The sequence below is a fragment of the Lacisediminihabitans changchengi genome, from assembly GCF_016634425.1.
Taxonomy (GTDB): Bacteria; Actinomycetota; Actinomycetes; order Actinomycetales; family Microbacteriaceae; genus Lacisediminihabitans; species Lacisediminihabitans changchengi.
Genome location: NZ_JAEPES010000002.1, coordinates 319,744 through 341,517, shown reverse-complemented (window position 1 = coordinate 341,517; position 21,774 = coordinate 319,744). Strand labels below are relative to the sequence as shown.

The window sequence follows — 21,774 nt, the reverse complement described above, 5'->3', positions numbered from 1 at the left end:
GGCCTCGCCGTTTCGCCTCTCAAGCGTCCCAGCGTTCGGCTCGCCGGTCAATCACGGCTAGGCCTGGTTCAACGCGTCTTTCTGGATTCGGGACAGGTCGACCGCTCCGCCGAGCGCGAGGTCGAGCAGGGAGTCGAGTTCACGACGATCGAACGGCGCGCCCTCCGCTGTTCCCTGCACCTCGACGAAGAGCCCGCGGCCGGTGACGACCACGTTCATGTCGGTCTCGGCCCGCACGTCCTCGGTGTAGGCCAGGTCGAGCATGGGCGTTCCGTCGATGATGCCGACGGAGACCGCCGAAACGCTGTCGATCAACGGGGTCGAGTTCTTGCCGATGAAGTTCTTGCTGCGGCCCCACTCCAGCGCGTCGGCAAGCGCGACGTAGGCGCCCGTGATGGCCGCGGTCCGGGTGCCGCCATCGGCCTGCAGCACGTCGCAGTCGAGCACAATGGTGTTCTCCCCGAGCGCCTTCATGTCGACCACGGCGCGGAGGCTACGACCGATCAGCCGGGAGATCTCATGGGTGCGTCCGCCGATCTTGCCCTTGACCGCCTCGCGGTCCATGCGGTCGTTGGTCGAGCGCGGCAGCATCGAATATTCGGCGGTGACCCAGCCCTTGCCTTTGCCGGTCATCCAGCGCGGAACGCCGTTGGTGAACGACGCCGTGCAGAGCACCTTGGTGCGACCGAACGAGATGAGCGCGGACCCCTCTGCCTGGTCGCTCCAGCCACGCTCGATGGTGATGGGGCGGAGCTGGTCGTTCGTGCGTCCGTCGATGCGGGTCATGAGAGGCCTTTCGTGGGGAGGGGAATCACGCCGGTTTCCAACCGCTCGACGCTGATGACCTCGGGTCCGAGGAAGCGTCGGGCAAGCCGGATGAAGTCTGTCTTGTCGTCGCCGGTCGCCTCGAACTCGTACGTGTGGGGCGTGGCGGGGTCGTGCTCGAGTCCGTGCTCGACCAGCAGGTTGTAGACGTCGGATGCCGTCTCCTGCGCACTCGAGACCAGCGTCACGCTCTCCCCCATCACCCGCTGGATCGCGGCGGACATGAGCGGATAGTGGGTGCAGCCGAGCACGAGCGTGTCGACGCCGGCCTCCCGCAGCGGTGCCAGGTATTCCTCGGCCACTGCGAACAACTCATCGCCGCTGGTGACGCCGGCCTCGACGAATTCCACGAAGCGCGGACACGCCTGTGAGGTAATCGTCAGCTGCGGCGCTGCAGCGAAGGCGTCGTCATACGCACGCGAGCCGATGGTGCCCACCGTTCCGATCACGCCGACGCGGCCGCTGCGGGTCTGACGCACTGCCGCACGGACGGCGGGCTGGATGACCTCCACCACAGGAATGCCGAGGCCGAGGGTGTAGCGCTCGCGGGCATCCCGCAGCATCGCTGACGACGCGGTGTTGCAGGCGATGACCAGCATCTTCACGCCCTGGGCCACCATTTCGTCGAGCACCTCGAGGGTGTAGCGACGCACATCGGCGATGGGTTTGGGGCCGTACGGCGAGTGCGCCGTGTCTCCGACATAGAGCACCGACTCGTTCGGCAACTGGTCAATGATCGCCCGGGCCACCGTGAGGCCGCCGACACCCGAATCGAAGATGCCGATCGGGGCATCGGCGTTCGTCGGGTGCGGGTTCACGGAACTCGAGTTTACGCTGGCGACGACCTCGGGCTGCGGCGTGCGGGGACGCCGGGCGCCATCGCTAGGCTTGCCGGGTGACGAGCTCGCTCCTGACCGACCGCTACGAACTCACGATGATCGACGCGGCCATCCGCTCGGGCACCGCTGACCGACCGAGCATCTTCGAGGTGTTCGCGCGCAGCCTGCCCGGTGGCCGTCGCTACGGCGTCGTCGCCGGCACCGGCCGGCTGCTCGAGCTCATCGGAGAGTTCCGGTTCACGGATGCCGAACTCACCTGGCTTGAGAACGAGAACGTCGTCGACACGGTCACCCTCGACTGGCTCGCCGACTACCGATTCGCGGGCTCCGTCTGGGGATACCAGGAGGGCGAGGTCTACTTCCCCGGCTCGCCTCTGCTGGTCATCGAGGGCTCGTTCGCCGAGGCGGTCATTCTCGAGACCCTGGCGCTTAGCGTGCTCAACTACGACAGCTCGGTCGCGAGCGCGGCAGCGCGGATGGTGTCAGCCGCAAGCGGTCGACCGCTCGCCGAGATGGGTTCCCGCCGCACCGGCGAGTGGAGCGCGGTCGCGGCCGCCCGTGCCGCCTACATCGCCGGTTTCTCCGCGACCAGCAATCTGCAGGCCGGACGCCAGTGGGGCATCCCGACCATGGGAACGGCCGCGCACTCCTTCACCCTGCTTCACGACAGCGAAGAGGATGCCTTCCGCGCGCAGGTCGCCGCGATGGGACCGGGAACCACGCTGCTGGTCGACACCTACGACGTGACCGCCGCGGTGAACCTGGCGGTGAAGATCGCCGGACCCGAGCTCGGCGCCGTGCGCATCGACAGTGGCGATCTGCCCGAGCAGGTCGCTGCCGTGCGACGCCAGCTCGACGGGCTCGGCGCCGAGAACACGAAGATCACGGTGACCAACGACCTCGACGAGTTCACCATCGCCGCCCTGCGGGCCGCCCCCGTCGACTCGTACGGCGTCGGCACCTCGGTCGTCACCGGATCCGGGTCCCCCGCGGCCGGCATGGTCTACAAGCTGGTGGCCAGGCAGGATGCTGCTGGCGCCTGGATCTCGGTGGCCAAGAGGTCGGCGAACAAAGCCACGGTCGGCGGTCGCAAGTTTCCCGTGCGGGAGCTGTCAGCATCCGGCACAGCGACGGCGGAGGTCATCCACCTCGGATCCCCCGAGCTCGCGACCGGCAGCCAGCGCCCGCTGCTGGTACCGCTGATCGTCGAGGGTGAACCCGAGGCCCGGTTCCTCGGAGCCGACGGCACGGCGCTTGCCCGCGCGCACCGTGCCGCCGCGATCGCTGAGCTACCGGCGGAGGCCTTCCGCCTCGGCCGCGGCGACCCCGTGATCCCTACCCGTTACGCCTGACGGATGCCGCGTCCTGATCGTTGGCGCGCTGCAACTGCCGCTCCCCCGTGTGCTCTTGAGCCCGGCGACCGGCGATGGTGAGCATCAGCGTTCGTACCGCGATCGCCACCACGAAGCCAGTGAAGATGACGAGAATTGCGACACAGTAGGCCACCCAGCCGGCGGGTCTGGAGATCTCCAACCACTCCACGGCATAGCTGCTGACGGCGGTGTAGGGGAAGGTGAACGACCAGAACCCGAGCGAGAACGACAACACCCTGAACCGAGGGATTAACGCGATTTGCAGCAGGATCATCAGCACGGCGAGACCCGCGAACGCGTACGCCACCGTGCCGGGTTGCTGACCGGTCAGCGAGAACCATGCCGACCCGCCGACCGTGGGCGGCGCGACCAGGATCGCCAGGGTCGGCATCAGGGGGCCCGGCAGAGCAGGCCGGAACGCGAGACGGGCAATCAACAGGGTGAAGATGACGCCCCAGAAGAAGACGGCAATCGCGAAGGCCCCCACGGCGACGGCATGGAATCCCACAGATTGGGCTGTCGCCGACGCGACGAACCCGGCAGCGACGGTCGGTAAGAAGTACCCACCGTGAATCGCGGTCAACTCGAGTGCACCGCTCAGCCAATAGGAGATGAGCCACGTCGCAAAGCCCGCTGCTGCAGCAATGGACAGGGCGACAACGATCTGCCCGGGGACGGGGGCGAAACGGTGGAGGTCTTCACCGAGGAGCATGCCGATCAACGGCACAATGGCGGCGATCGGGCCCTGGGCCGGGTGCCGCAGTTGCGACGCCAGCGTGTCAGCACTCCTGCTGCCCCGATAGGTGTGGGCGATCAGCAGCCAGAGCCACACCACGAGAGTGATTGCCCACAGGATCTCCGGAATCCACGACGGCCACTCGAGCGCCGTGACCGTCACTGTCCACAGCTCGGCCACGCCCGCGACGCCGAATCCAATGGCCAGAGTATTGAGCGGTATGCGCTGGCCCGACACTGGGGCTGCCAGGTTTGTGCTGCTCACCGTCATCCCTTCAGCGACTCGTAGATCTCTTTACACGTGGGGCACACCGGAAACTTCTCCGGGTCGCGACCCGGCGTCCAGACCTTGCCGCAGAGCGCGATCACGGGCTTGCCGTTCAGGGCGCTCGCGAGGATCTTCTCTTTCTGCACATAGTGCGAGAAGCGCTCGTGGTCGCCCTCCTCGATCTGCTCCTGATTCAGGAGCTCCTCGAGTTCTCGGTCGAGAGTGTCTGTTCCTCCGCCGCCCTGCTGAATGTCACCGCTCATACGTCGATTTTAGACGCCGGAACGGATGCCTCGGTCAGTTCTTCAGCGTGAACGCCAGCAGCTCGGGCCCGCGCCGCCGGAAGATGGCACCACCGCCGGCGACTCCTCCCACCAGCCCTCCAACGCCGAGGGCGATACCCAGGGCGAACGCGCCCCACGCCCAGTGCTCGCCGTACAGGATGCCGAGCGCGGCTAGCCCAGCCGGGGGCACGGTGATGAGCAACGCGGCGAAGAAGGCGAGCGACTGGATGAGTCCCGCGGCAGATCCGGTGGCCTGCGGCTGCGCGAAGGGGCTGTCGCCCGGTCGCACCGCCGGGTAGGGGAACCGTGCGGAGATGACGCTCGACAGACCGAGCCCGGCCAGCAGAATGCAGGCGCACACGCCGTAGAGCGATGGCAGCACCGAGGAATCGCCGTAGAAGGCCACGCTGATCGGAGCCCCGATGAGGATGAGCGGGATACCGATGATCAGTGCCGGCACCACCCGGCCGAACCGGTCGGCCGCACCGGAGACGTTCGAAGCGATATGCAGCCACATCGCCGAGTTGTCGTAGGCGATGTCGTTGTGCGCAGACCAGGACAGGAACAGGCACATCACCGGCAGCGGCAACAGCGCCAGGATGTTCCAGGGCACCCCCGCCACCGCGAGCACGATCACGAACACGAGCGGCGCGACGGGAACCGCGAGCAGAGACGTGTGGTAGCGGGCATCCCGAATCCAGTACGTAATGCTGCGGGCCGCGATCGCACCGGCCGGGGTCGCCGGCATGCGCCGGAACCAGCCGAGACCCGCGTAACTGCGCTCGCGGGCGATGCGCTGCGGGGTGACGAGCATCTTGGCGACCAAGGCCCGCCAGGCGAGCGCCAGCGCTCCGGCGAAGACGAGCGCGATGAGCAGCTTGAGAAAGGCGGTTCCAGGATGCCCGGCCGCCGCCGCCGCCGGTGCGGCCCACGCCGCCCCGAGTGGGGTCCATCCCGCCACGTTCGCGACCGCAGCGAGTACCTCGGGGCCCTTGGTGCCCCAGTCGATGGTGAGCGAGATCGCCAGCAGTGGCGAGAGCGACACGATCACCAGCAGGGCGACCAGCGCCGATATCTCCCGCGCGCGCCGCGTTGCCAACAAGAAGGCGGCGATCGAGGTGGTCACGCGGGCACCGAGCGTGCAGGTGATCACGATGAGAACGGCGCCGAGTATGGCGAGAAAAGCCGACAGCGGGGTGCGGGTCCAGGTCACGACCTGCGCGACGGCGACGATCGTCACGACGAGCGCTGGCACCCCAACCAGCGCGGTGACGGCGAGCCCGGTCGCGAGCTTGGTGGTGGGGATGCCGAACAGTCCGAACGCGCGCGGATCGAGGGTGTCATCCACCCCGAAGGCGAGCGGAACCAGCAGGAATCCGAGGGTGATGATCGCGCCGACCGTGACCGCGATGCTGCCGGCCAGATCGACGTCCACAAAGCGCAGCGCGGTGAGACCGACGACCGCGAGAAGGGCGGTTCCCATCCCATAGACGAGCGCGACGATGATGCCGAAGACCTGCCACGGGCTGCGCCGGAACGTGTTGACGAGGAGCCGGAGTTTCAGTCCGAGAAGCTGTGCAACCACTCCATGCCCTCCGCCGTCTTGCGCCCGCCGGCGAGCTCCACGAACTTCTCCTCGAGACTGCCGGTGCCGCGCACCTCTTCGGTGGTACCCGCGGCGAGAACCTTGCCGGAGACGACGATGGCGACGAGGTCACAAATGCGCTGGATGAGGTCCATGCTGTGGCTTGACAGCACCACGGTGCCGCCCGCGGCCACGTAATTCTGCAGAATCTCGGTGACGTTCGCCGCCGACACGGGGTCCACGGACTCGAACGGCTCGTCGAGGATCAGGATCCGCGGCGAGTGGATCATGGCGCACGCCAACGCGACCTTCTTGGTCATGCCCGCCGAGTAATCCGTCACCAGACGATCGAGTGCGTCCTCGAGGCCGAAGGCACCGGCCAGGTCGGCCGTGCGCTTCTTCACCGTCTTGGCATCGAGCCCCCGGAGTGTGCCCGCGTAGTAGAGCAGTTGGGCGCCGGTGAGCCGGTCGAAGAGTCTCAGCCGGTCGGGCAACACGCCCATGTTGCGCTTCGCGACGACCGGATCGGTCCAGACGTTCGCCCCGTGCACCGTGATATTTCCGGAATCTGGACGCAGCAAGCCCGTCACCATCGAGAGAGTTGTCGTCTTGCCGGCGCCGTTTGGCCCGACCAGGCCGAAGATCGTGCCGGCCGGAACAGCCAGACTCACGTGATCCACCGCCACCGTGTCGCCGAACCGCTTGGTGAGCTGCTCGATCCGCAGCACGACACCGTCGTTCGGCGCGGTGCTCGGTGCGGGTGCCGTCGACTTCTTCGGCGCGTTCTTCGGCGCGCGCGGAGGCGTGGTGACCGGCCGCGTGGTGACCGGCCGAGTGTGAGCTGTGCGGGCAGCGGATGTCGCGGCCGCCGCATCCGTCACGACCGATGTCTCGGCGGCCTCCGCCACCTCCTCAGGCACCTCGATCACCTCGATCGTGGTTTCCGGCAGCTCGCTTTCCGGCAGCTCGGTTTCCGGCAGATCTACCGGTGCAGTCTTCTCGATGGCTGCCGCCTTCGCGGCCGCCGCCCGGGCGGCAGCCGCTTTCGACGCGGCCGTGGTACGCGGGGCTGTGACCTTCGAGGCGGATGTGGTGCGCGCAGCAGTCGGCTTCGAGGCCGCACTGGTTCGCGGCGCAGCCGGCTTCGAGGCGCGAGGAACCGCACCGGCAGCCCTCGGCGCGCGCGGGGCTGCGGCGCCCTCGGTCGTGTCGGCGGGAGTCGCGCGCGGCTTCGATCCCGTGGCAGCTGCGCGTTTCGCCGCGGCGGTTGCCGCGCTCGACGAGCGGGTGCGCGCAGGGGTCTTCGGGGTCGCTCCGGTCGTTCCGGCTGCAGAATTGCGCGGCTTCTGGGCCGCTGAGCGAGGGGCAGGAGAACGCGTCGGGGCGGGCTTTTCCTCGGGTTCGTTGTCCATCGTTCAAACCTACCAACCGCCTCTCTCCTCCCGGAGCGATGCACGGGGCCGCGCCCGAGACACCTGTGGTATCACCTGAGCGAAGTCTGGGCGTTTCGTCACGAATTCACAACGTGCACGCCCCAACCCTGGGCCTATTTTGGGGCGCCGAGTAGGGTGGGGTAAGCACAACGACGTGTCCAGACAAGAGTCTGGGGATTAACATTCGGTGACGTATCTGATTCGCACGTGAATTTCACGAGGTGACGTTGACACCGACCCCCGGTCCGATCACAGTCATCTAGGGAGACAAATCGTGAGCACGCAGATCGTCATTTTGGCCGCCGGCATGGGCAGCCGTCTCGGTCGCTCGCTGCCGAAACCGCTGACTGAGCTCAGTGATGGCCGCACCATCATGCAGCAGCAGTTCGACAACATCCGTCACGCGTTCGGCAAAGACGCCCACGTGTCGATCGTCGTCGGCTACAAGCTCGAGCACATCATCGAGGCATTCCCCGACGCCTCCTTCGTCTACAACGAGCAGTACGACCAGACCAACACTTCGAAGAGCCTCATGCGTGCGCTGCGCGCCTCGAAAGACGGCGGCGTGCTCTGGATGAACGGTGACGTCGTCTTCGACCCCGAGGCCCTCGTTCGCGCCAAGGCCATGGTCGACGCCGGACAGTCCTTCGTCTCGGTGAACACCGCGAAGGTGTCCGATGAAGAGGTCAAATACACCGTGGACGCCGAGGGCTTCATCGACCAGCTCTCCAAGACCGTCACCGGCGGTCTGGGCGAAGCGGTCGGTATCAACTACGTCTCTCGCGCCGACAAGGCGGCCCTGGTGCGCCAGCTGAGCAAGGTCGGCGACCAAGACTACTTCGAGCGTGGCATCGAGCTGGCGATCGAACAGGACAAGCTACGCTTTGAGCCGGTAGACATCTCCGACCTCTACGCCGTCGAGGTCGACTTCGCCGAAGACCTGGAGCGGGCAAACCTCTTCGTCTAGGCGTAGTGCGGGGGTGCTGAACGTAAGGACCCCGGCCAGTGAGCGCATCAGTGCAGTCGCGCGCGCAGTCCCCTGCCCCGAGCACAGCTTTCAATCGGTACCGCCACTCACTGTGGCTGCTGACGACGCGTGACCTGAAGGTCCGCTACACCACGTCGTTCCTCGGCTACTTCTGGTCGATCCTCGATCCCCTGGTGATGGCGGCCATCTACTGGGTCGTTTTCACCCAGATCTTCGACCGCGGAGCCAACAGCCCCGAGCAGCCGTACATCGTTTTCCTGCTGACTGCGCTGCTTCCCTGGACCTGGTTCAACGGCACGGTCTCCGACGCGACGCGCGCTTTCACCAAAGAGGCGAAGCTGATTCGGTCCACCAAGATCCCGCGCACGATCTGGGTGGCGCGACTGGTTCTCTCCAAGGGCATCGAGTTCATCATCAGCATTCCGGTGATCATCTTCTTCGCGCTGGTGTCGTTGGGCACGAAAGACCCGGCACAACTGCACTGGCAGGTCGTCTTCGTCCCGCTCGCCATCGTCATGCAGGCGGCGCTGGCGTACGGCGTGGCCCTCATCGTCGCGCCGCTCGTCGTGTTCTTCCGCGATCTTGAGCGTGCCGTCAAGCTGGGACTGAGGTTCCTGTTCTACGCGTCGCCGATCGTCTATGGTCTCGAGTCGGTGCCTGCCCACCTCAAGCCGTTCATCGCGGTCAACCCGCTGTCTGGCATCCTCTCGCTCTACCGCGCCGCGTTCTTCCCGGCCGAACTCAACTGGCTGGATGTCGCGGTGAGCGCAGCTTTCACCGTCGTCATCCTGATCGTCGGTTTCGTGGTGTTCCGCCGCACGGTGCCGACCGTGCTGAAGGAGATTTGATGACCGAGTCGATCGTTGCCCCGGTCATCCAGGTAAAAGATGCCGGCATCCGTTTCAAGCGCAATCGCCGGTCACGGCGCAGCTTCAAAGACCTGTTCGCCGGACGCGGCCGCCGCGCTCGCCCCGACGAGTTCTGGGCCCTGCGCGACGTGTCGTTCGATGTGCAGCCCGGCGAGGCCATCGGCGTGGTCGGGCGCAACGGGCAGGGCAAGTCGACCCTGCTCAAGCTCGTGGCCGAGGTCGTCTATCCCGACGAGGGTTCGGTCGGGGTGCACGAGGGCGTCGCGCCGCTGATCGAGATCACCGGCGGGTTCGTCGACGACCTGAGCGTGCGAGACAACGTCTATCTCACCGCGGGACTCCACGGCATGAAGCGGGCGGAGATCGACGCTCGCTTCGACGAGATCATCGAATTCTCCGAGATCGGCGACTTCCTCGACACGCCCTACAAACACCTGTCTAGCGGCATGAAGGTGCGCATCGCCTTCGCCGTCATCTCACGCCTCGAAGAGCCGATCATCCTGGTCGACGAGGTGCTCGCAGTCGGCGACAAGGCCTTCCGCGAGAAGTGCTACCGCCGCATCGAGGAGCTCTTGGCGGGCGGGCGTACGTTGTTCTTCGTGTCGCATAGCGAGAAGGACCTCAGACGTTTCTGCACCCGCGGGCTCTACCTCGACAAGGGTGCACTGGTGATGGACGCTCCGATTGCCGACGTGCTCGACCGCTACAACGCGGAATACGGCGTCACGAAGTGACCATCGTCCCCGGCGGTCCGCAGGTCGAGCGCGGTGTGGAGCGGTTGCTGTCGGTGCAGCGGCCGGTGGTGCTGGCCCACATCCGCAGCATCCGTCAACGGCACCCCGGTGCGACGCCGGCCCAGGTGATCAGCATCCTCGAGAAGCGCTACCTCACCGCGGTGACCACCGGCGGTGCCGCAGTGGGTGCGGCTGCGGCGCTCCCGGCCGTGGGCACGGGTGTCTCGATCGCCCTCTCCGCTGCCGAGACCGCCGGCTTTCTCGAGACGAGCGCTCTATTCGCCCAGTCGGTGACCGAAGTGCACGGCATCGCGGTCGACGATCCCGAGCGTGCCCGCACCCTGGTGATGGCGATGATGCTGGGCACGGCCGGCTCCGACCTGGTGAAACAATTTGCCGATCAGGCGTTGGGGGGCGGCAAGACGCGGCCCAAGTTCTGGGGCGAAGTCGTCACCAAGAGCCTGCCGCAGGCCGCGTTCGGTCAGATCGCCGATCGGGTGCGGCGCGCCTTCGTGCGGCGCTTCGCCGTGACCCAGGGCGCCACCGTGATCGGTCGCGCGATCCCGTTCGGTATCGGCGCGGTGATCGGCGGCACCGGCAACCATCTGCTCGGCCGGAAGGTCGTCACCAGCGCCCGCACCGCATTCGGCCCGGCGCCGCAGGTCTTCCCGGTCATCCTGGACCCGGTCGTACGCGACCCGTCAGTACCGACCGTGGCGGAGCGTGCCCGTCGCGGCATCGACGGTGGGCGTCGGGCGATCGCCAGCGGTTCGCGTTCGGTGGCGTCTCGGGCGCAACGAGCGCTTCCCGGCCGGTGGGTGGAGTCGGCAGAACAGCACGACGAGGGCGAGTCCACTCCTCCCCCGGTTCACCCCTGACGCAGCCGTCCACAGCGACCCTGGAGAGCGGATGTCTGCGGCCCTCGCAGGTCGGAGGCCACCCTTAGCCTCCCCGCATGACCGGTCCTCGCTCCCCCTACTCCGACCCCGCCTACTCCGTCCCGTTCTCCATCGATCGGGACGTCGGCCCCAGGCGCTACCTGCTCACCAATCGGAGCCGCGAGCCGCTCAACGGCGTCACGCTGAGCCTGCTCGGAGCCGGCGTGATGCCGGCGAGCGCGCCATCCATGATCCAGCCGGGTGAGTCACTCGAGGTGACAATTTCGGCCAGGGACATCGCGCGCAGCACCGTGTTGGTCGTTCGCTGGTTCCGCCCGAACGGTGAGGAGTACCTCTGGCGGGTGAGCTTTTAGTCGCTAATTTGCGCGACGGCGCTTCTCGGCGATGAACTCCGCGGCGGTGAACACCCGCTCGCGCTTAGGCAGATCGTTCTTGCCGATGCCCCGAACCAGGTCCGCGGGATCAATGGTCAACACCGCAGCGATCACGATGACGGTGTGGAAGTTCGGGTTGCCGAGCCCCCGTTCGATTTTCCCGTAGTTGGAAACGTTCATGTCAGCCAGAAGCGCGATCTCCTCCTGACTGTTCCCTAGCTTTTTTCGCCGCTCTTTGATGCGCGCGCCAAGAATGCGTGCGGCTTCGGAGATCGGCTGAGCCATGCCTCATTGGTACTTGCCCTGTAGGTTCAGCGCGAGATGCTGTCTACCCCAGTGTTATATCCACCGTGGTTTCATGCCTTAATGGACGGATGCCCGGTGTGACCGGACCATTCGCGCCTGCATTCCGGGGGAACACCAGTGACGACCATTCATGAGCTTCTCGACGAGTACGCCCGCCTTGCACCCGATATGCGAACAAAGGGCTTTTACTTCGAGAAGCTCGTTCAGCAGTTTCTGCTCGCGGACCCCGTGTATGCCGGGCTTTACGAAGACGTATGGCTATGGCAGGACTGGCCTGGGCGTGATGGAAAGCCGGACACCGGCATCGATCTCGTTGCACGCCGACGGTATTCCGGCGACCTGGTGGCGATCCAGTGCAAGTTCTTTGGCGAGGCCCACACGCTGCAGAAGGACGACATCGACTCGTTCTTTACCGCCTCCGGCAAGCAACCGTTCGCCGAGCGAATCGTCGTTTCCACGACAAGCAAGTGGTCGAAGAACGCCGAGGACGCCCTCGATGGACAACAGATTCCTACACACCGGATCGGGCTCGATGCATTTGAAGACTCCCCGGTCGAGTGGGACCGCTACTCCCTGACAAGCCCGACGCGATTGGAGCTTAAAGAGCAGAACACCCTCCGCAAACACCAGCGCGAAGCCCTTGCCGATGTCGTGTCGGGGTTCGACGAGGCTGATCGGGGCAAGCTGATCATGGCTTGCGGCACGGGCAAGACGTTCACCAGTCTCAAGATCGCGGAAAGCACGGTCGGTGCCGGCGGTTCAGTTCTCTTCCTCGTTCCCTCGATCGCGTTGCTCTCTCAGACCCTCCGCGAGTGGACAGCGCAGAGCGAGGTGCCAATCCGAGCTTTCGCGGTCTGCTCCGACACCAAGGTCGGAAAGTCATCCGAAGACTTCCGCCTGAGTGACCTCGAGTTTCCTGCCACGACAGACGCGACGAAACTGATCGTCGCGGCGCAGCAGGGCCCGGACTCGGGGCACATGACCGTCTACTTCTCCACATACCAGTCGATCGCAGTCATCAGCGAAGCCCAGAAGGCCGGACTGCCCGAGTTCGACCTGGTCATCTGCGATGAAGCACACCGGACTACCGGGGTCACGCTCGCCGACGACAGCGATTCCGCGTTCGTGCGGGTGCACGACGCTGATTTCATCCGGGCATCGCGGCGGCTGTACATGACCGCTACTCCCAAGATTTACGGGGAGGCGCTGAAGTCCAAGGCGAAAGACAGTTCGGCGACGATCGCGAGCATGGACGACGTCGCGTTGTTCGGCCCTGAATTCCACCGTCTCGGTTTCGGCGAGGCCGTCGAGCGCGAACTCCTCACCGACTACCGCGTACTGGTTCTCGCGGTGAGCGAGGAGGCCGTCAGCGGCGAGTTCCAGCAGCAGTTCCAGCAGAACGGCGAGCTCAACATTGACGACGCGGCGCGGATCGCTGGAATCTACAACGCACTGGCGAAGCGCGGCGTCGAAGGGCTCGGCGAGTGGCCGGCTGACCGCGCGCCGATGCGGCGAGCGGTCGCGTTCTCGCGCTCGATTAAGGACTCCCAACGAGTGTCTGCCCTCTTGGACGAGAACGCAGCTCTGCCGCCATCGTTCACCGCCGACGCAGACTCGCTCACCCTCCAGTCGCGCCACGTCGACGGCACGATGAACGTCCTGGAACGAACGAGGATGCTCGACTGGCTGAAGGAGGACGCCCCGGGAAATCACACCCGCATCCTCACAAACGCCCGCTGTCTGAGTGAGGGCGTTGACGTGCCATCCCTCGACGCGGTCATCTTCCTCAACTCCCGCGACAGCCAGGTCGACGTGGTGCAGAGCGTCGGGCGCGTGATGCGAAAGTCCGCCGCGAAGGACTACGGCTACATCATCCTTCCGATTGCTGTTCCCGCCGGCATCGCGCCAGAGCTCGCGCTCAGCGACAACGCGAAGTACAAGGTCGTCTGGGATGTTCTCCGCGCGCTCCGTGCGCATGACGAGCGTTTCGAGGCGAAAATCGAGTCGCTCGATCTCAATCGGTCGAAGCGGGACGATCAGCTGCAGGTCATCGGAATCGAAGACTTCGGGCCGTCGACCGAAGAGCGCGACGGCAAGCAGGTTCAGCTCGACTTCACCCCACTCGGCGACGAATGGCGTGAAGCCGTCTACGCGAAGATCGTGCAGAAGGTCGGCGAGCGCGAATACTGGGAGAACTGGGCGAGCAGCGTTGCGGATGTCGCGGCTGCACAGACACTTCGGATCGAAGGACTGCTCGACACCTCCCCGGAAGTCCGCGCGGAGTTCGAGCGCTTTCTGAAGGGACTGCAAGACAACCTCAATCCGAGTGTCAGCGAGCAGGACGCGCTCGAAATGCTGGCGCAGCACATCATCACGCAGCCGGTGCTGGAAGCGCTGTTCGATGGCTTCGGTTTCGCGGAGCACAACCCCGTTGCGAAAGCGATGCAGGGAATGTTGGCGGTGCTCGAGGGAACGAATGTCGAGTCGGAGACCCGCGGTCTCGAGAGCTTCTACGACAGCGTGCGGGCGCGGATGCGGGAGATTACCGATCCCCGAGGGAAGCAGGACTTTCTCAAGACGCTCTACCAGCGGTTCTTCTCCGTAGCTATGAGGAAGGCAAGCGAGCGGCTTGGGATCGTCTACACCCCGACAGAGATCGTTGATTTCATCCTTCGGAGCGCGGACGACATCCTGCGCGCCGAGTTCGATTCCTCGCTCGGCGCCGAGGGAGTCAACATCCTCGATCCGTTCACCGGAACTGGGACGTTCCTTGCGCGTCTCATCCAGTCCGACTTGATCTCGGATGCCGATCTCCCCCGCAAATACCGTCACGAACTGCACGCCAACGAGATCAATCTCCTTGCCTACTACGTCGCCGCGGTGAACCTCGAGGACGCCTATCAGTCGAGGATGGGCGGCAACTACGTTCCGTTCGACGGGATCCTGCTGACCGACACGTTCCAGATGCACGAAGAAGGCGACGAGCTCGACTCGGAGGGCGTCTTCGTGGAGAACAACGCCGGCGTCATCGCACAGAAGGACCTGGCGTTCTCTGTCATCGTCGGAAACCCGCCGTACTCCAAGGGCCAGGAATCTGGCAACGACGACAATCAGAACGTCAGCTATCCAAGCCTCGACGACAGCATCAAGAAGAGCTACGCAGCTCGGTCGTCGGCGCAGAATAAGAACAATCTCTACGACTCGTACATCCGCGCAATTCGGTGGGCGAGCGAGCGGATCGGCGACAGCGGCATCGTCGGATTCGTCACCAACGGCGGATTCATCGATGGCAACACCGCGGACGGAATGCGCAAGGTGCTGGTCGAGGAGTTCAGCAGCCTGTACGTGCTGAATCTGCGGGGCAACGCTCGAACTGCCGGAGAGCAGCGTCGCAAGGAACGCGACAATGTGTTCGGGCAGGGAACGCGCACCACCGTCGCCGTAGCGATTCTGGTGAAGAATCCATCTTCTGAGGAACACGGTCAGCTGCGGTACCACGACATCGGGGATTACCTCAGTCGCGAGGAAAAGCTAGCGCTGGTCGCAGGATTCGAGTCTGCCGCACAGGTGCCGTGGACGGTGATTACGCCCAACACTAATGGTGACTGGGAGAACCAGCGTAGCGACGAGTTCCACGATTTAACGCCTCTCATGGTACGAAGGGGGCACGAACTCACTTTCTTCTACAAGTTCAGCGCCGGGCTTCAGACGAACCGAGACGCGTGGGTGTACAACTACTCCCGCGTGAACTTGAGCAAGAACATCGCGACCACCATCGCGGCATTCAACGAGAACGTCGAGCTTGCCGACGCACTCGGTGCCCCAGCTGATCTTGATTCGAAAAGAATTAGCTGGAGTTCTTCGCTGCTCGCGCGACTTGCAAACCGGCAGAAGATTAACTCGCAGAGCGGTCAACTTGTCGAAGCCGCCTATCGCCCTTTCCAGAAGGGCTGGCTGTACTTCGACAAGTCCCTAAATCATCGCCCCGGGCAGCTCAGAACGTTTTTCGTGGCCTCTCATTCGAATCTAGGATTCTTCGTCACAGCACCTGGAGAATCGGGACCCTTCGCGAGTCTGATGACCGCTTCCGTCCCAGACTTGCATGTAATTGCCACTGGCCAGTTCTTCCCTCGATACACCTACGAAATGCAGGCCACCGACGTCGACCAGCTCGCGGGATTCGAAGACCATGTCGCAGACGAGTACACCCGCATCGACAACGTGACCGACGAGATCCTGTCCGACTACCGCACTACCTATGGGCCTGAGGTCACCAAAGACGACATCTTTTTCTACGTCTATGGCATCCTGCACAGCTCGGACTATCGCGAGCGGTTTGCCGCGGACCTCAAGAAACTGCTCCCGCGCATCCCGAAGGTCACGGAATTCCGCGAGTTCAGCGACGCGGGCCGCTCGCTGTCGGAACTGCACATCGGTTACGAAGACGTCGAGCCGTACGCGTTAGACGAGGTCACCACGGTCGCCGATCCCGACCTGCGGGTCACGAAGATGCGCTTCGCGGGCAAGCGTCCGAACATCGACCGCTCAACGATTATCTACAACGACCAGATCACCCTTCGCGGAATCCCCGACGAAGCGCACGAGTACATGCTCGGTTCGCGCTCGGCAATCGAATGGATTCTCGAGCGTTACCAGGTCAAAACCGACAAGCCGAGCGGCATCGTCAACGACCCGAACGCGTGGGGCGAGGAGCACGGCAACCCTCGCTACATCCTCGATCTTCTGAAGAGCATTGTGACCGTGAGCGTAGAAACTGTCCGCATTGTCAAGTCACTCCCGCCGCTCGACATCATCGGCTGATCTTTGCGCGTGGGCCCGTTTGTGGTGATTGTGCCCGCTCGAGCAGGCACAACCTGCACGAACCGGCACAGTCACTAGCGGGTACAGGCACGAACGGGCACAGTCGCGAGCGCGCGCCTAGTCTTCGTCGTCGTCCGAGTCGGACTCGAAGGGGTCGACCTCCGCCTCGTCGACGTCGTTGGCGTGCAGTTCCGCGTTGCGATCCCATTCGGCGAGCAGCTGATCGACGGCGGCGTGGAAGCGACGGGTCGATGCTCCCGGTGTCGTATCTCCGAAGTGCCGTTCGACCCAATAACGCAGGCGGCTCTGTGCTTCTTCGTCGACGAGCACCCGGTCGGCGAGGGTGACGATATCGCCCGCGGTGTCGGCGTAGAGCCAGTCCGCCTGACCGAGATAGCCGTCTTCGTCGATGTCGGCGTCCGGCGAGACCGGTCGGGTGACGATGAGCGGTTTACCCGTGGCCAGTCGGTCGTAGACCATCGCGGAGACGTCGGTGATCGCGACATCCGCCGCCGCCACTTGCCAGCCGAGCTGGCCGCCGTCGTCGTAGAGGTGCCGGGCCTGGGGATCGGCCGCGTTGGCAGCCGCGATTGAGGCGATGATGTTCCGGTTGGCCGTGCGTGTCGCAGGATCGATCACCCCGGTGCGTGGATGGGGGCGGTAGATCACGCGGTGCCGCCCGGTGGAGAGCAAGGATCCCACCAACGCCTCGCCGTGGGTCGGCACCGATCCGTAGGCCGCGGCCCCCCGATCACCCTCCCAGGTCGGCGAGTAGAGCACCACCATCCGCTCATCCGGCGTCCACGGCAGAGCGCCGGCGAGGTGGTCGGTCTGTGGGCGCCCGATCATGATCGTGCGCCGGTCGAGATCGAAGTCCCAGAGTTTGCGGCGAAGGCGGTCGCGCGCCGCCTCGCCCGCGATGAGGCTGAAGTCGTAGGCCTTGAACTGGTTCGTGGTCATGTACATCTTGTCGCTTTCACCGTGGTTGATGAAAACGTGCCACATGCGGCCGTACCGGAACATCTGAAAGTTCTTGGCGTTCTGATTGACATAGAAGACGATGCGGATGTCCTGAGCCGCGACGAAATCCTCCAACTCCACGATCTTCCGCAGATACACCACCGGCACCGGCGACTCGTCCATCAGGGCCAGCGCCGTGCCGGGTGACCGGGCGATGATGGCAACCGAATGGGTCTTCGCGAGTTCGGCCAAGGGCTCGTACCATTGACGAATCTGATAGAGGTTCACCTTGGTGTCGGCGAAATAGACGGCGATCTTCACACTTTTCGCCGGCAGAGGGGGCTGCTCGTCCACGCGAACGGCGACCCGCTTGCGATTCTGACGCGAGGTGTAGAGATTGCGCGCGAGTTTGATCGCGGTTCTAGCGTCGTTCAGAAGGGGCATCCACCGATTAAAGCAGCGCGGCCCTCGCCGCTCCTGCGAAGGAGGGCGCTGCTAGGCTCCAATCGTGCCCCGGTTCACCTTTTCTGCCGGTAACGCGCGAAAATTGCTGGCCCTCCCGCTCTACGCGCTGGGGGCCATTGCCGCCGCGGTAGTCCCGCGTCGCCTCGACGCCTGGGTCTTCGGCTCCGGCCCCGGCATCGGCGAGGGGGCACTCGAACTGTTCCGCTACGTGCGTGCCGAACATCCGTCTATTCGCGCAATCTGGCTCGCGAAAGACGAGACGGATGTCGCCGTAGCCGCGGGGCTCGGCATCCGGTCGGTCGTAAAAACCTCTGCGCGCGGGTTGCTGGCGACCCTGCGGGCCGAGGTCATCGTCGTGACGCACGGTTTCGGTGATGCCAACCGTTACGGCACCCGCGGAGCCTTCGTCGTTCAGCTCTGGCACGGCATCCCGCTCAAGCTGATCCAGCTGGATTCGCCCGCGACCCTGAGCCTCGGAATCCCGGGCGCGGGGCGGCTACGTGGCCCCCTTCGGCGCTTCTACCGCCGAGGATTCGCGGGAATCAGCCTGATGCCGGCCGCGTCAGAGCTCTCCGCCCAACGACTGCGCACCGCGTTCGGCCTCCCGGAATCCCGAGTCGTCGTCACCGGAGATCCACGCGATGACGTGCTCGCACGCCCTACCCCGGCGCGCGACGAGCTGTTCAGCCGGCTCGGCGTTGCGGATCACGGACAGCGCACTGTCTTGTTCGCCCCGACCTGGCGCGACGGTGAACCCGATCCCGGCGCGCCGACCGCCGCCGAATGGCAGTCGATCGTGGGCTTCCTCGATGCGAGCGATGCGCTGCTGGTGGTGCGTCCGCATCACCTCGGGGTCGGCGATTACGCGGCCGGGCCTCTGGCGTCGCCTCGGGTACGGATGCTCGGCGCCGAGTTGCAGACCGACATCACCCCGCTGCTCCCGGCCTTCGACACCCTCATTACCGACTACTCCTCGATCGCCTTCGACTACTCGCTGACCGGCGGGCCGATCTTCTATTTCGCGCCCGACCAGGAGACGTACACGACCTCCCGCGGACTCTATGAGCCGTACCGCCGGTACAGCGGAGGCCGAGAGGTGCGCTCCTGGACGGCTCTGCTCGGTCAGCTGGAGCGGTTCGCCGCCGATGCAGACTGGGCCGCCGACGTGCTCGCGCACACGGCCGAGATCGCCGCACGGCATTTCGAGTTCCACGACGGGGAAAACACTGCGAGAGTGTTCGAGGCGATCCGGCTGAGCACGCGAAGGGAGGGCAACGGATGACCACCATCGACACCCTCGGCGTCCAGACCGAGCCATCCCCCGCCATCCTGCTCGGCGGGCCGGGGACGGCACCGCAGCATCTGACCCTCGCGGGCACCCGTCAGCAGTTGGTGGGCGCCGTGACCGACGCGGGTGACCGCTGGTCGGCAACGATTCCCCTTCTCAGCGCGCACTGGAAGAGCGCGCCGATGCCCCCGCGCTCGGGCCGCTACACCCTGGGCGGTGCTGTGGGCGGTGTTGTGGACGCTGTCGAGCTCGCTGCCGACCTCCCCGCGTCGCAGCTCATCGAGGGCGTCACGCGAATCAGCTTCGGCCACGACGACGGCTCCCTCACCGTCGACTTCGCCGCGCCGCTCACCGATCGCGAACGCGGCCGACTGCAGCAGGCATCGCTCGAAGCCGACTACCGCGCCACCGACTACGCCCCGATCGATGCGGTCTTCTTCGAGAGTTTCTTCGGCCGCAACGCGTCGTGCAACCCCCTCGCCATCGACCGCTCGTTCGCTCTGCAACGCCCGGACATCCAACGCTATTGGAGTGTCGCCGATGCGTCGGTGACGGTGCCAGACGGGGCGATCGCCCTGGTCGAGGGGAGCGCGGAATGGTGGCGTATCCGCGGCTCTGCCCGGCTGCTGGTGGTCAACGATTGGCTGCGCAAACGCTATCGCAAACGGAAGCACCAGACGGTGTTGCAGACCTGGCACGGCACCATGTTGAAAAAACTCGCGCTCAGCCGCGGGCGCGTCGGCCTGCGCACGACCATCGCGACGATTCTGGAGAGTCGACGCTGGGACATCCTCCTCGCCCAGAATGACTACAGCCGCCGCATATTCCGCAAGGCGTATGCCTTTCTCGGTCCGGTCTGGGAGGTCGGTTATCCCCGCGATGACGTGCTGCTAACCGGAGATGCGGCGACGGTGCGTGACCGGCTCGGCATCCCGAACGACACGAAGGTGCTGCTGTACGCGCCGACCTGGCGCGACGACCACCCCGATCAGGTCGACCACCTCGACGTGGCTGCGTTCGCCCGCGAACTCGGACCGGACTACGTCACGCTGATTCGAGGTCACTCCCGCACGCTGCTGCCCGGCGAGGACGTGCGCGCGACGGGGGTGATCGACGTGACCGGCTATCCGGATGTCTCCGAGCTCTTCCTTGTCGCCGACGCTCTCATCACGGACTACTCGTCGGTCATGTTCGACTTCACGGTGACCGGAAAGCCGATCTTCTTCTTCACCCCCGACCTCGAGCACTACCGGAGCACGCTTCGAGGGTTTTATTTCGATCTGCTACCGGTCGCGCCCGGTCCGGTCATCGCCGACGCGACGGAGCTCGCCCGTCGGGTACGGGAGACCGCGGATGTCCCTCCCGAGTTCCGCGAGCGATACGCGGCCTGGCAAGCACGATTCAACCCCCGCGACGACGGTCACGCCGCGGATCGCGTCGTGGCCAGGCTGGTCGCCGAGGGCATCGTCGGCTGACGCCGATCGCTGGTTGAGGCTGACGCCGTTCGCCGGTTGAGGCTGACGCTGTTCGCTGGTTGAGTAGGCCGCGAGCGCCCGCGCGAGCAGCCGTATCGAAACCCGCTCGAGGTGCTCAGATGCCGGTGCGGGAGGTGTCGACGGTGTCGCGCGCCCCTCGCAGCAACCCGCCGATAAATCCGGCACCCCAACTGAGGTGCATCGTGGGCAGCACGTAGAAGAATCGCCAGCGGTCACGCCAGCGCGTTCCCCCGCTGCGGCCGAAACTGATGAGGGTGAGCGCGGCCAGGTAGAGCGCGGGCGCGAGATAGAGCAGCGACAGCACGATGCTCGGCCAGCCGCGAACCACGCCGGTGAGCTGCAGTAGCGCGAGCACCAGGCAGAGGGCTAACGCCAGAACCAACACCGGGGGCGCGAAAAAACGCCAGGGGTTGCGCCCGCGATAGCGGCGCACGAGCTCTCCACGCCACGTTCCAGTGGCGGAAAACTGCCGCACCAGCTTGGTCCAGCTCTCCCGAGGCCAGTAGGTCACTTCGAGGGTGGGGTCGAACCACACCGAGTGGCCCGCCGCGCGGATGCGCAGGTTGAGCTCCCAGTCCTCGCCGCGGCGGATGGTCTCATCGAAGAGATCGACCTCGTCGAGCACCTCCCGGCGAAAGACACCCAGGTACGCCGACTCCGCCGGGCCCTCCTCGGCGCCACCGTGGTAACTCCCCCCACCGAGCCCGAAGCGGCTGTTGTAGGCACGGGCGACCGCGGATTGGAACGGCGTGCGCCCGCGGGCCTTCATGACTCCCCCGACGTTGGCGGCCCCGGTACGTTCGAGGTCGGCGATCGCCCGCTCGGTGTAATTGGGCTCCAGTTCCGAGTGGGCGTCTACCCGCACGACGATCGGAAAGCGGCTGGCGCGGATGGCCAGATTCAATCCGACCGGGATGTCCGTCGCCGGGTTGCGGACGACCACAATGCGGGCGTCCTCCTTCGCCAGTTTCTCGACCACGGCATCCGTCGCATCGGTGGAGGGACCGAGCGCAAGAATCAGCTCCTTTTCGCCGACCCAGTCCTGGCCGAGCACAGACCGCACTGCGGTCTCGATGTACGCCGCCTCGTTGAGAACGGGGATCACATACGACACACCCGGAAGGGATGATGCCTGCTGCGCCATAGCGTCCAATACGGTTCTCGGGGTCGGTCGATCGAGCCTACCAGCCGTCATCGGACCGCCCCGAGTCACCAGGGAGACGCGAAAGAGG

The 21,774-nt window shown here is 65.3% G+C and carries 18 protein-coding genes; 9 read left to right on the top strand and 9 right to left on the bottom strand.

Features of this window, described 5'->3' with window-relative positions:
• Positions 1-57: 57 nt before the first annotated feature.
• Complete coding sequence (gene rph / locus IV501_RS07100; protein ID WP_200555749.1) at positions 58-786, bottom strand: ribonuclease PH; 729 nt, start codon at positions 784-786, stop codon at positions 58-60.
• Positions 783-1,643: a glutamate racemase gene (gene murI / locus IV501_RS07095; RefSeq protein ID WP_200555748.1), complete on the bottom strand. Its 861-nt coding sequence runs from the start codon at positions 1,641-1,643 to the stop codon at positions 783-785. Before murI ends, rph begins: the two co-directional genes overlap by 4 nt.
• Before the next feature lie 77 nt (positions 1,644-1,720).
• Between murI and IV501_RS07090 the strand changes: the two genes are divergently transcribed.
• Positions 1,721-3,016 carry a nicotinate phosphoribosyltransferase gene (locus IV501_RS07090; protein ID WP_307812222.1) on the top strand — a complete coding sequence of 432 codons (1,296 nt, stop codon included), beginning with the start codon at positions 1,721-1,723 and terminating at the stop codon, positions 3,014-3,016.
• On the opposite strand, the gene IV501_RS07085 is transcribed toward IV501_RS07090, so the two are convergent.
• From IV501_RS07085 to IV501_RS07070, 4 genes are read right to left on the bottom strand one after another with little or no spacing between them, the layout of a single operon-like run.
• Positions 3,000-4,037 (bottom strand): SLAC1 family transporter, encoded by a 1,038-nt coding sequence (locus IV501_RS07085; protein WP_200555747.1) that lies wholly within the window; start codon positions 4,035-4,037, stop codon positions 3,000-3,002. The two genes, IV501_RS07090 and IV501_RS07085, sit on opposite strands and share 17 nt — an antisense overlap.
• Positions 4,038-4,039: 2 nt before the next feature.
• Positions 4,040-4,303, bottom strand: coding sequence for a DUF3039 domain-containing protein (locus IV501_RS07080; RefSeq protein WP_200555746.1), 264 nt, complete (start codon positions 4,301-4,303; stop codon positions 4,040-4,042).
• A 34-nt stretch (positions 4,304-4,337) separates the two neighbouring features.
• The gene (locus IV501_RS07075) at positions 4,338-5,909 is read right to left on the bottom strand and encodes a hypothetical protein (protein WP_200555745.1); all 1,572 of its coding nucleotides are present in this window, start codon (positions 5,907-5,909) and stop codon (positions 4,338-4,340) included.
• Entirely contained in the window at positions 5,885-7,321 is a 1,437-nt protein-coding gene (locus IV501_RS07070; RefSeq protein ID WP_200555744.1) for an ABC transporter ATP-binding protein, read from the bottom strand. The genes IV501_RS07075 and IV501_RS07070 overlap by 25 nt, the downstream gene beginning before the upstream one ends.
• A gap of 295 nt (positions 7,322-7,616) precedes the next feature.
• On the opposite strand from IV501_RS07070, the gene IV501_RS07065 reads away from it, so the two are divergent.
• The 5 genes from IV501_RS07065 (at position 7,617) to IV501_RS07045 (ending at position 11,185) form a co-directional block, all read left to right on the top strand.
• On the top strand, positions 7,617-8,309 hold the full coding sequence (locus IV501_RS07065; protein WP_200555743.1) for a phosphocholine cytidylyltransferase family protein: 693 nt from the start codon (positions 7,617-7,619) through the stop codon (positions 8,307-8,309).
• A 38-nt stretch (positions 8,310-8,347) separates the two neighbouring features.
• The gene (locus IV501_RS07060) at positions 8,348-9,178 is read left to right on the top strand and encodes an ABC transporter permease (RefSeq protein ID WP_307812221.1); all 831 of its coding nucleotides are present in this window, start codon (positions 8,348-8,350) and stop codon (positions 9,176-9,178) included.
• Positions 9,178-9,933: an ABC transporter ATP-binding protein gene (locus IV501_RS07055; protein ID WP_200555742.1), complete on the top strand. Its 756-nt coding sequence runs from the start codon at positions 9,178-9,180 to the stop codon at positions 9,931-9,933. Before IV501_RS07060 ends, IV501_RS07055 begins: the two co-directional genes overlap by 1 nt.
• The gene (locus IV501_RS07050) at positions 9,930-10,811 is read left to right on the top strand and encodes a hypothetical protein (protein ID WP_200555741.1); all 882 of its coding nucleotides are present in this window, start codon (positions 9,930-9,932) and stop codon (positions 10,809-10,811) included. The genes IV501_RS07055 and IV501_RS07050 overlap by 4 nt, the downstream gene beginning before the upstream one ends.
• A 77-nt stretch (positions 10,812-10,888) precedes the next feature.
• Complete coding sequence (locus tag IV501_RS07045) at positions 10,889-11,185, top strand: hypothetical protein (protein WP_200555740.1); 297 nt, start codon at positions 10,889-10,891, stop codon at positions 11,183-11,185.
• A 3-nt stretch (positions 11,186-11,188) separates the two neighbouring features.
• Here IV501_RS07045 and IV501_RS07040 read toward each other — a convergent pair whose 3' ends face one another.
• On the bottom strand, positions 11,189-11,491 hold the full coding sequence (locus IV501_RS07040; RefSeq protein ID WP_200555739.1) for a helix-turn-helix domain-containing protein: 303 nt from the start codon (positions 11,489-11,491) through the stop codon (positions 11,189-11,191).
• 138 nt (positions 11,492-11,629) lie between these two features.
• On the opposite strand from IV501_RS07040, the gene IV501_RS07035 reads away from it, so the two are divergent.
• Entirely contained in the window at positions 11,630-16,333 is a 4,704-nt protein-coding gene (locus IV501_RS07035; RefSeq protein WP_307812220.1) for a DEAD/DEAH box helicase, read from the top strand.
• A gap of 117 nt (positions 16,334-16,450) precedes the next feature.
• Here the strand turns inward: IV501_RS07035 and IV501_RS07030 are convergent, their stop codons facing one another.
• On the bottom strand, positions 16,451-17,737 hold the full coding sequence (locus IV501_RS07030; RefSeq protein ID WP_200555738.1) for a CDP-glycerol glycerophosphotransferase family protein: 1,287 nt from the start codon (positions 17,735-17,737) through the stop codon (positions 16,451-16,453).
• 64 nt (positions 17,738-17,801) lie between these two features.
• Here IV501_RS07030 and IV501_RS07025 point away from each other — a divergent pair, with 64 nt between their 5' ends.
• Together IV501_RS07025 and IV501_RS07020 are read left to right on the top strand one after the other, a co-directional pair.
• A complete protein-coding gene (locus IV501_RS07025; protein ID WP_200555737.1) occupies positions 17,802-19,040 on the top strand; it encodes a CDP-glycerol glycerophosphotransferase family protein in 1,239 nt (412 codons plus the stop codon).
• Entirely contained in the window at positions 19,037-20,521 is a 1,485-nt protein-coding gene (locus IV501_RS07020; RefSeq protein ID WP_200555736.1) for a CDP-glycerol glycerophosphotransferase family protein, read from the top strand. Before IV501_RS07025 ends, IV501_RS07020 begins: the two co-directional genes overlap by 4 nt.
• Positions 20,522-20,636: 115 nt before the next feature.
• Here IV501_RS07020 and IV501_RS07015 read toward each other — a convergent pair whose 3' ends face one another.
• Positions 20,637-21,686, bottom strand: a complete 1,050-nt coding sequence (locus IV501_RS07015) for a glycosyltransferase family 2 protein (RefSeq protein ID WP_200555735.1) — start codon at positions 21,684-21,686, stop codon at positions 20,637-20,639.
• Between the last annotated feature and the right edge of the window lie 88 nt (positions 21,687-21,774).